General features: G+C 73.4%; 11 protein-coding genes. 3 read left to right on the top strand and 8 right to left on the bottom strand.

Annotated features, from left to right (window positions below; genetic code table 11):
* Positions 1–12: 12 nt before the first annotated feature.
* Positions 13–336 carry a BrnA antitoxin family protein gene (locus COGEMETH_RS21735; RefSeq protein WP_238184755.1) on the bottom strand — a complete coding sequence of 108 codons (324 nt, stop codon included), beginning with the start codon at positions 334–336 and terminating at the stop codon, positions 13–15.
* The gene (locus COGEMETH_RS21730; RefSeq protein ID WP_238184754.1) at positions 320–595 is read right to left on the bottom strand and encodes a BrnT family toxin; all 276 of its coding nucleotides are present in this window, start codon (positions 593–595) and stop codon (positions 320–322) included. Before COGEMETH_RS21730 ends, COGEMETH_RS21735 begins: the two co-directional genes overlap by 17 nt.
* A 232-nt stretch (positions 596–827) precedes the next feature.
* Between COGEMETH_RS21730 and COGEMETH_RS21725 the strand changes: the two genes are divergently transcribed.
* Positions 828–1,670 (top strand): collagen-like domain-containing protein, encoded by an 843-nt coding sequence (locus tag COGEMETH_RS21725; protein ID WP_238184753.1) that lies wholly within the window; start codon positions 828–830, stop codon positions 1,668–1,670.
* 9 nt (positions 1,671–1,679) lie between these two features.
* Here the strand turns inward: COGEMETH_RS21725 and COGEMETH_RS21720 are convergent, their stop codons facing one another.
* Genes COGEMETH_RS21720 through COGEMETH_RS21710 form a run of 3 tightly spaced genes read right to left on the bottom strand, consistent with a single transcriptional unit; the run spans position 1,680 to position 5,333 of the window.
* Entirely contained in the window at positions 1,680–2,450 is a 771-nt protein-coding gene (locus tag COGEMETH_RS21720) for a polyamine aminopropyltransferase (protein ID WP_238184751.1), read from the bottom strand.
* Positions 2,447–3,676: a TIGR03862 family flavoprotein gene (locus tag COGEMETH_RS21715; RefSeq protein WP_238184749.1), complete on the bottom strand. Its 1,230-nt coding sequence runs from the start codon at positions 3,674–3,676 to the stop codon at positions 2,447–2,449. Before COGEMETH_RS21715 ends, COGEMETH_RS21720 begins: the two co-directional genes overlap by 4 nt.
* 37 nt (positions 3,677–3,713) lie before the next feature.
* Positions 3,714–5,333 carry a methyl-accepting chemotaxis protein gene (locus COGEMETH_RS21710; RefSeq protein ID WP_238184748.1) on the bottom strand — a complete coding sequence of 540 codons (1,620 nt, stop codon included), beginning with the start codon at positions 5,331–5,333 and terminating at the stop codon, positions 3,714–3,716.
* Positions 5,334–5,752: 419 nt separating this feature from the next.
* On the opposite strand from COGEMETH_RS21710, the gene COGEMETH_RS21705 reads away from it, so the two are divergent.
* Positions 5,753–6,790: a TerC family protein gene (locus COGEMETH_RS21705; protein WP_238184747.1), complete on the top strand. Its 1,038-nt coding sequence runs from the start codon at positions 5,753–5,755 to the stop codon at positions 6,788–6,790.
* A 1-nt stretch (position 6,791) separates the two neighbouring features.
* Here the strand turns inward: COGEMETH_RS21705 and COGEMETH_RS21700 are convergent, their stop codons facing one another.
* The 3 genes from COGEMETH_RS21700 to COGEMETH_RS21690 all read right to left on the bottom strand — a co-directional run bounded on the left by COGEMETH_RS21700 (position 6,792) and on the right by COGEMETH_RS21690 (position 8,727).
* A complete protein-coding gene (locus tag COGEMETH_RS21700; RefSeq protein ID WP_238184746.1) occupies positions 6,792–7,538 on the bottom strand; it encodes an N-acetylmuramoyl-L-alanine amidase in 747 nt (248 codons plus the stop codon).
* Complete coding sequence (locus tag COGEMETH_RS21695; protein ID WP_238184745.1) at positions 7,535–8,260, bottom strand: TerB family tellurite resistance protein; 726 nt, start codon at positions 8,258–8,260, stop codon at positions 7,535–7,537. The genes COGEMETH_RS21700 and COGEMETH_RS21695 overlap by 4 nt, the downstream gene beginning before the upstream one ends.
* A gap of 197 nt (positions 8,261–8,457) precedes the next feature.
* Entirely contained in the window at positions 8,458–8,727 is a 270-nt protein-coding gene (locus tag COGEMETH_RS21690; protein WP_238184744.1) for a YMGG-like glycine zipper-containing protein, read from the bottom strand.
* A gap of 215 nt (positions 8,728–8,942) precedes the next feature.
* Here COGEMETH_RS21690 and COGEMETH_RS21685 point away from each other — a divergent pair, with 215 nt between their 5' ends.
* On the top strand, positions 8,943–9,572 hold the full coding sequence (locus tag COGEMETH_RS21685; RefSeq protein ID WP_238184743.1) for an urease accessory protein UreE: 630 nt from the start codon (positions 8,943–8,945) through the stop codon (positions 9,570–9,572).
* Positions 9,573–9,589 lie beyond the last annotated feature (17 nt).

Genomic DNA, 9,589 nt, shown 5'->3' with positions numbered 1-9,589 from the left:
TCATAACACGCTCTAGGCGATCTTCCGCGCGGCGCGTTCCAGCACTTCGTTCATCCGGGTCTGCCAACCTGGCCCCCCCGACTTGAACGCCTCGATCACACCCGGATCCATGCGCAGCGTGACCTGGACCCGCTTGTTCTCCGACTTCGGCCTGCCGCGCTTCGTCAGCGCCCTGTAGAGACCGGCAGGCAGCGCGTCCTCGGCCGGGCGCATCTCGGCAAGCTGCGCGTCGGTCAGTTCCGGATTGTCGGGGTCGGCCGCGATGCCGGCCTGGACCTCGGCTTCCTCGGCATCCGAGAGTCGACGCACCGGCCGGCGCTTAGGGGCGAGCGTCATAGGCATCCCTTTCCCTGTTGCTGGCGGGCCGGAAGCTGATGGGCGCGACGGCCTCGTTGCCGAGCGCCTGGAAGACCAGGGCGCGCAGTTCGCCGTCGCACAGGCCGACCGCGACGAGTCGCGGCTTGCCGTACTTGCTCGGATGGCCCGGATAGATCATCGCCGACCTCCATTCGAATCGGGCCCTGGCGTCGGCAAGGTCGAGGCCGAGGGCACGGAGATTCCGGTCGCGCTTCGGCTCGTCGAAGGTGATGACCATTCAATTTTCGTAACGCCCGAAATGTGGAGGCGCAAATATTTTCTGGAGATGCCGAAAATGATGCGGGACACGCCGCGTGTGCGCCGAATTCGATAGGCCCGACAGAAGATGCCGGCCGGATCGGCCCTGCTCGACGCGTGGCCCCCGCGCCGGGTCGTAGCCGCAGGCCCGCGCACGGGTTAGGGGTCGCGGGCCGGGACGCGAGGCCGCCCGGTCCGGGAGACCGCCGACCATGCTTGCCCTGCGTTCCGCATCCGCCATCCTGTCGCTCGCCGGCCTGCTCGTCGCGGGCGCGCTCCCCGCACGGGCCCAGCAGCCGGCGGATCAAGGGGTGCAGACACCGGCCGCGGCCGGGAAGCCCCGCGTCGCGCGCCGGCCGCAGGCGCCGAGCCAGCCGATCATGGTCTACGACGCCCGCATCGAGGCCGGGGACCTGCGGATCTCGGGCTCCGTGCGCAAGGGCGGCGCCATCGTGGCGATGGACGACGACATCTCGGTGATGGCCGACAAGCGCGGGCGCTTCGTGTTCCGGCTGCCCTACCGGCCGGGCACCTGCGTCGTCACCCTGAAGAGCGAGGAGGACGAGCGCGAGGCGGTGATCGCCAATTGCGCGCCGGAAGGGCAGGCGGGCGCCAAGGGGGATACGGGCCCGACGGGCGAGCCGGGCCCCAAGGGCGAGGCCGGCCTCCAGGGACCGCCCGGCGCACCCGGCCCCCAGGGCCCCGCGGGCATTCAGGGACCGGCCGGCGCTCAGGGCGCCGCCGGCCCGATGGGCCTCAGGGGGGAGGCCGGTGCCAAGGGTGAGCCGGGTACGAAGGGCGAAGCCGGGCCGCAGGGGACCGCTGGACCGGCGGGGACCGCTTCGGCGCCCGGACCGTCTCCGTTCCGGGCGGTGCGGACGGAGGCATGCCCGAGCGGGGGCTGCGAACTGGCCTGCGCGGAGGGCGAGGTCCTGGTCTCGGCCTATTGCCTCAAGGCCGGGGCTCCGGTGTTCTCGACCGGAGCAGGCGGCGCGCCGGGCGCCGCCTGCCCGGCGGAGGCCGTGGGCATGGTCGGGATCTGCGGCCGGATGTGACGTCAGCCCTCAGCCGCGCCGCGCCGGCCGCCGGGTTGGGGGCCGACTTGGGGGCAAACTTGGGGACAAACTTGGGGACTGACTCGGGGCCCGGTCTGGGGCCCGATCCGGCCGGATGGCGAGCCAGATCCGGTGGCGGGCGCCTCCGCGCCGGCCGTTGGCCCGCGCGGCGACCTCCTCGACGAAAAACCCCGCCTCGCGCAGGCGACGGCCGAAGGTCGGGTCCGGCCCGGCGGACCAGACGGCCAGCACCCCGCCGGGCCTGAGACTGGTACGGGCCGCGGCCAGGCCCGGCAGGTCGTAGAGCCGGTCGTTGGAGGCCCGCGTCAGCCCGTCCGGGCCGTTGTCCACGTCGAGGAGGATGGCGTCGAAGGCGGCCTTCCCCCCGGCGATGAGGGCCGCCACGTCCGCCTCCCGCAGCACGACGCGGGGCTCGTCGAGGCTGCCGGCGAAGACCTCCGCCAGGGGCCCGCGCGCCCAGGCCAGCACGGCCGGCACCAGTTCCGCCACCACGACGCGCGCGCCGGGGGGGAGGGCGGCGAGGGCCGCGCGCAGGGTGAAGCCCATGCCGAGGCCGCCGATCAGCACCTGCGGGGCCGGGCGCCCAGCGATCCTGGCGCAGGCGAGCCCGGCCAGGGCCTCCTCCGAGCCGCTGAGGCGGCTGTTCATCAGCTCGTTCTGGCCGAGCATGATCGAGTAGGCCTCGCCCCGCCGGAGCAGGCGCAGGGTCCCGCCGCCGCCGGGAATCTCGGCCGTGTCGAGGTGCTCCCAGGGGATCATGCCGGCCGCCCGTCCTCCGCCCGAAGCCACGCCAGCAGGCCGGCCGCCGCGGCGCGTCCGGTGGCGAAGGCGCCCTGGAGCAGGTAGCCGCCCGTCGGCGCCTCCCAGTCGAGCATCTCGCCGGCCACGAACAGGCCGGGGCGGGCCGCGAGCATGAACCGCGCGTCGAGCCCCTCGAACCGCACCCCGCCCGCGGTGGAGATCGCCCGCGCGATCGGCGCCGAGGCGTGGAGGCGCAGGGGCACGGCCTTGATCCGCACGGCCAGGTCCTCCGCCGCGACGGGCAGCGGACCTTCGGCCTCGCGCAGGAGCCCGGCGGCCACCGGGGACAGGCCCGCAGCCTTGCGCAGGCGCGTGGCCATGGACTGTCCGGGCCGCGGGTCGGTCAGCCGCGCAGCGAGCGCCGGCACGTCCAGGTCGGGGCGCAGGTCGAGGGAGAGCCGGGCCTCCCCGGCGGCGGCGATCGCCTCGCGCAAGGGCCGCGACAGGGCGTAGACCGCCCCGCCCTCGATCCCGCCCTCCGTGACCATCGCCTCGCCGCGGACCGTCCGGCCGCCGGCCGAGAGCGCCACACGCTTGAGGGGCGTGCCGGAGAAGCGGGTGCGGAAGACCTCGGACCACGCCACCGCGAAGCCGGCATTGGCCGGCTGCAGGTCCGCCACGGGCACGCCGAGCCCTTCGAGGAGCCCGACCCAGGCCCCATCCGACCCGAGCCGCGGCCAGCTCGCGCCGCCGAGCGCCAGCAGTCCCGCCCGCGGCGCGGTCCGCACGACGCCGTCCGGCGTCTCGAAGACGAGGGTCCGGCCCTCGACGCCCACGAGCCGGTGCCGGGTGCGGATGCGGACGCCCAGCCCTTCGAGTCGCCGCAGCCAGGCCCGCAGCAGGGGCGAGGCCTTGAAGCTCTTCGGGAAGACCCGCCCGCTCGATCCGACGAAGGTCGGCTCGCCCAAACCCTCGCACCAGTCCCGCAAGGCCTGGGGCGGGAAGGCGCGGACCGCCCCCTCCAGGCGGCCCGCCGGATGGTAGCGCCCGAGAAAGTCGGGAAGCGGCTCCCCGTGGGTGAGGTTGAGGCCGCCGCGGCCCGCCATCAGCAGCTTGCGGGCAGGGGACGGCATGCGCTCGTAGAGGGTGACAGGCCAACCGGCATCGGCCAGGACCTCGGCCGCGGCGAGCCCCGCCGGTCCCGCGCCGACGACGGCGATGCCCTGATCCGCGTGCGCCTGCATGCTCGCGGGAGGCGGCCAGTTGCGCGTTCCTGTCAAGTCAGAGCCGGTAACGGTCGGCGAGCGCCAGCAGGCCGCCGGCCAGTTCGGTGAGGTTGGCCGAGGCGGTCTCGACCTCGCGGGTGCCGGCCGCCGTCTGCTGGCTCGCCTGCCGGATGTTCTGGAGCGCCCCCGTCACCTGCTCGATGCCGAGCTGCTGCTGGTTGGTCGAGGCCACGATCTGCTGGAAGGTCTGCACGTTCTCCTCCACCCGCGCGGCCATCTCCTCGATGGTGCGCACGGTCGCATCCGTGCGGGTCTTGCCGGCGGCGGCGCGCTTGACCGCCTCCTCGGTCAGCATCACCGAGGTGTTGATGCCCCGCTGGATCTCCGAGAGGATGGCCCGGACCTGGTTGGTCGCGCCCTTGGCCTGGTCGGCCAGGAGCTTCATCTCGGAAGCCACCACCGCGAAGCTGCGCCCGCTCTCGCCGGCCGAGGCCGCCTCGATCGCGGCGTTGAGCGCCAGCAGATGCGTGCGCTCCGAGATGTCGTTGACCGTCTCGATGATGTCCCCGATCGTCTGCGTCTTCTCGCTGAGCGCGACGATGTTGCCGGCCACGGCCTCGCCCTGTTCGCGGATCGCATCCATGGCCTTGGCGGTGTCGGTGGCCGCGCGCAATCCCGAGCGCGCCGTCTGCGCGGTGGCCTGGGCCGTGGCGATCACCTCGCCTGCGCGCCGGGTGATCTGCGCGCCCGAATGCGCGATCTCGTCCACCGTCGCGGCCGTCTCCTGCACGGCGGCGAACTGTTCCTCGACGGAGGCCGCCTGCTGTTGGGCGGAGGCGCGGATCTCGGCCGCCGCGGCGTTGAGGTCGGCGGTCGCAGCCCGGTTGGTGCGGGCGAGGTCGGCGAGCCCCGCCGCCATCGCGTTCAGGGTCATGCCGAGCCGGCCGATCTCGTCACGGCTCGTCAGGGCGATACGGCCGGTCAGGTCGCCGGAGCCGACCCGTTCGACGAACCCCATCACCCCCCCGAGCGGCCGGACGATCAGGCGGTTGATGGCGATGCCGATCCCGATGCAGATCAGGAGCGTGACCAGGGCGGCCCCCCACAGGGCGAGGCTCGCGTTGCGCTCGGCCTGCGCCAGACGCGCGTTCTGCGTCACGCGGGCCTGCTCCTCCACGCTTTCGATGGCGGCGAGCCTTTCGCGAAAGACGTCGAACAGCCGCTTGCCCGATCCCTCGGATTCGATGCGGACCGCCTCGGGGCGTGTGGCCGGATCGGCGGCGCCGCGGACGGCCGCCTCGCCGATGTCCGTCTGCCAGGTGCGGGCAGCCGTCACCGCGTCGGCCAGCCAGCGCGACGCGTCCGCATCCCTTCCGATCAGGGCGTCGAGGCGGCCGATCGCCGCGTCGAGCGCCGGCCGGCCCGCCTGATACGGCTCCAGGCTGCTCGTGCGGCCGGTGATCAGGTAGCCGCGCAGCCCGGTCTCCTGGTTGAGCATGGCCGCGCGGAACTCGCCGAGGGCGCGGATGACCTGACTCGAGCGGCCGCGCGCTCCGGTGGCCTCGTGCAACTGGCCGAGGGTGACGAGGACCACGCCGCTGCCCAGGAGCGACACCACCGCGATGGCGGCGATGGCGCCCCCCAGGGAACGGTTGAGGCCAAACGAGTTCGGCATTGGAGGCCCTTATCGACGCAGACCTGCGAGCGGCAGCGGACGGCTTAGCTGGACGCCGGGCCCCACGGCAAATCGCGATGCGGGCGGCCCGTCCTCGTCCCGCGTGCGATCCCGTTGCGCTCCCCTGCGGAAGCCTTGGGATTCCGGGTCGTTCGGCAGGGCGCGGCCCGACGCCGCCCCGCTTCGCCCGTCGCGATCGCCGCCACGCGCCGCCGTCCGCGGCACGGTCCCGAGCCCCCGGATCACGCCGCCCCGGCCGGGGCGTGCAGGGCCGCCCCGCGCGGCCACGCCCTTGATTCGCCTCTATCGCCCCCTTAACTCGCGCCCATCGGCTGCGGGCCCCTCTGGCGGGACGCTTTCAAGCTTCCGTGATGTCGGAGCCGACGCTTTCCTCGCAAAGGAGCATCGCGGTCCCGCAGATGGTCGATTTCCTGTACCTCGAATGGCTCGGCAAGCCGGTGTGGATGTGGCTCGGGTTCCACGCCCTGGTCGCCGCCCTGCTCGCCTTCGACCTCGGCCTGCTCCACCGGGACAAGGAGCACGAGATCGGCATCCGGGAGAGCCTGCTGCTGACCGCCTTCTACTTCAGCCTCGGGCTGGTCTTCGGCGCCTGGGTCTGGTGGTATCTCGGGCCCCAGGCGGGGCAGGAATACGTCACCGGCCTCGTGGTCGAGAAGTCGCTGTCGATGGACAACGTCTTCGTCATCGCGGTCATCCTCACCTCGCTCGGCATCCCGCGGGCGGCCCACCACCGGGTCCTGGTCTGGGGCATCCTCGCGGCCGTGCTGCTGCGCGGCCTGATGATCGGGCTGGGCGCCGCCCTGGTGCACCAGGCGCACTGGGTGCTATCGCTGTTTGCCGCCTTCCTGATCTATGCCGGCCTCAAGATGCTGGTCTCCGGGGCGGAGGAGGAGGGCGACTTCCAGGACAGCGCCTGGGTGCGCTGGACCCGCAAGGCGTTCCGGGTCACGCCCGAGCTGCACGGCCAGCGCTTCGTCGTGCGCAAGACCGATCCGGCCACGGGCCGCAAGGCCCTGTGGCTCACGCCGCTGGCCTTCGCCCTGGTGCTGGTCAACGGCGCCGACGTGATCTTCGCCGTCGACAGCGTGCCGGCGATCTTCGCGATCACCACCGACACCTTCGTGGTCTACACCTCGAACATCTTCGCGATCCTGGGGCTGCGCGCTCTCTATTTCGCCCTGGCGGCGATGGTCGACCGGTTCGCCTACCTCAAGACAGCCCTGGCCTTCATCCTGATCTTCATCGGGGCCAAGATCGTGGTCGCCGACACCTTCCACCTCGTGGACGTGCCGCCGTGGGTCTCCCTGGTGGTCACGGTGGTGCTGCTGGTGGCGGGCGTCGTCTACAGCCTGTGGCGCACCCGCGGCGAGCAGGCCGTGGTGGATGAGCGCGACGCGAGGATGGAGCGGGAGGCGGAGGCCCGCGGCCGAGCGTGATTCAGGCCGGGACGGCCGCGATCAGGTCACGCAGGGTGGTGATGGTGGATGCATCCGCCACCCCGTCCACGCGCTCCGGGCGGAAATGGCGCTGGAAGGCCGTGACCACGGCCCGCGTCCGGGCATCGAACCGGCCGGTGACGGGCTGGTCGTAGCCGTAGAGGGCGAGCATCGCCTGCAGCGCCTCGATCGGCCGGCCCGCATCGCCCATCGCGAAGAAGCGGCCGTCGCGGATCGGGGCCGGCGCCACGTGGTGCCCGACACCGGCGCGGGCGAGGCGATCCCAGGGAAAGCCCTCGCCCGGATCCTCCTTGCGCTCGGGGGCCACGTCGGAATGGCCGAGCACCCGCTCGGCCGGGATGCCCCAGCGCCCGACGATGTCGCGCGACAGCGCGATCACCGCCTCCACCTGCGCCTCCGGATAGGGCGGCAGGCCGCCGGCATGGCCGGGATGGGCGATCTCGATGCCGAGCGAGCGGGAGTTCACGTCGCGCTCCCCGTGCCAGGCGCCGAGGCCCGCATGCCAGGCCCGGCGCGCCTCCGGCACCATCTGCACCACCGCCCCGTCCTCGAAGACGAGGTAATGGGCCGAGACCTCGGCGAGGGGATCGGCGAGGCGCCGGAGGGCTGCGGCCGCGCTTTCCATGCCGGTGTAGTGCAGGATCAGCATGTCGGGGCGCGGGCCCCGGCGCTCGCCGTGGTTGGGCGAGGGCACGACCCGTGCGGCGAGCGGGCTGTCGGGGCTCATTTCAGGCCGCGCTCCTGCGCGATCCGGTCGTAGGCGGCGTTGATGGCCGCGAGCCTGTGGGTGGCGATGACCACCGCCTCCGCCGGCAGGCCGCGGGCGATGGCGCGGTCGGGGTGGTTCTCGGAGACGAGGGCGCGGTGGCGCGCCTTCACCAGGCCGTCGTCGGCCCCGTGCTCCAGGCCGAGGACGAGGTAGGGGTCGTCGGCGAGCCGGACGTGGCGGGCGGCGATCCTTCGGAAGGCCGCCTCCTCGAAGCCGAAGATGCCGGAGACGGCGCGCAGGTAGCGCTCCTCCGCCTCGTGGATCGCCCCGTCGGCGGCGGCGATGTGGAACAGGCCGTCGAGCACGTCCTCCAGCAGCGCCGGCTCGTCGCGGAACGTGGCCGCCAGTTGCCCGGCATAGGCCTCGAAGCCGCTGGTGGTCCCCTTGGCGAGGTCGAACAGGCGCTCGACGCCCGCCCGCTGGGCCGGCTCCACCGTGACCACCTTGCCGAAGGCCTCGACCTCGGAGGGCGTCACCACGCCGTCGGACTTGGCCATCTTGGCCGCCAGCGCCACGAGGCCGGTGGTGAAGACCACGTCGCGGGGCGTCGGGCCGAAGGGCGCGCCCTCGCGGTCGATCAGGAAGTGGCCGGCCACGCCCCCGACCAGGGCCCCGAGGGGACCGCCGACCGCCATGCCGAGGCCGACGCCGCCGAGCTTGCCCCAGATGCCGGAGGTCATGGGCGGCGCCCGGAGACGGGGCGGGCGGTGTCTCTGGTCGGAACGGTCATCGGCGTCGAGGTCGCGAGCGGCGGGCGCATCCGTCCCGGAAGCCCGGTGGGATACCTCCTGCGCCCCGAACGCGGAAGGGCCGGCGCACGATGCCCCGGCCCTCGACGCATGCGAAGGTGTGCGGCCCGCGCGCGGGCCGGGCCGGCTCAGCGGCAGTACACGTCGCCGTAGGCGTCGCGGTAGGTGCCGTAGGGGCAGCGCGGGGCCGTCGAGGCGCCGACGATGGCGCCGCTGGCGCCGCCGATGGCGGCACCGGCCAGCGCTCCGCCCGCGCGGCCGGTGGCCGCACCGCCGATGGCCGCGCCGGCGAGGGCGCCGAGGCCGGCGCCGCCGAGCGCGCGGTCCTGGGGCGTGTTGCAGGCGCCGACGGAGAGGGCGAGGGTGCCGGCGAGCGCTGCTGCGATGAGCTTCTTCATGGGTCGGGAACTCCCTTGTGCATCCGGTCCGGCATTTCGCCGTGGTGATGGTGCGGTTCGAGCTTAGCTATTACGACCGTTGAATGCACGCCGCACGGCCAAGGTTCCGTCCGGACCCGGAGACGCTCCACGGAAGCCTTCCCCTGTTGCATCCGCGCACCAACATGCGGATACGACGCGGAAGAGGCCGGCCCGTCGGCGCCCCGGAGGATTCCATGCAGAGAGCCACCACGATCGTGCGCAGGCCCGCCGTGCGCACGGAGGCCGTGGTCGACACGGTCAGCCTCGACCATGCCGGGCGCAGCCGCGCCGGCGGCAGCCTGAAAGCGGAGGGGGGCCTGACCTTCGAGCTCGGGCTGTCCAAGGCCGCGACGCTCGAGGACGGGGACGCGCTGCGCCTCGAGGACGGCCGCCTCGTCCTGGTGCGGGCGGCGCAGGAGGACCTGCTGGAGGTTCGGGCAGAGAACCCGGTGCGCCTGCTGCGCCTCGCCTGGCAGCTCGGCGGCAGCCACGTCGCCGTCGAGGTCGGCACCGAGGCGCTCTACGTCCCGGCCTCGGCCGCGACCGCCGAGCTGATCCGCGGCCAGGGCTGCGCGGCCACGCCCGTGCGCCGGGCGTTCCGCCCCGAGCGGGAGGCGCACGACCACAGCACCTGCGGCCACGACCATTCCCACGATCATGGGCACGATCACGACCACGGCCATGCGCACGATCATTCCCACGGGCAAGATCACGCGGCGCATGGACCCGACCACGATCACGGGCACGACCATGCCCCGAAGCACGGCCACGACCACGGACATGCGCCCCACGTACATGGCCCCGGCTGCAACCACGACCATTGAGGCGGGCACGCCGCCTC

It is taken from the genome of Methylobacterium trifolii (assembly GCF_022179685.1).
GTDB lineage: Bacteria > Pseudomonadota > Alphaproteobacteria > Rhizobiales > Beijerinckiaceae > Methylobacterium > Methylobacterium trifolii.
Note: the sequence above shows the minus strand (reverse complement) of the source record. Positions and strands in the feature narration are given on the sequence as shown.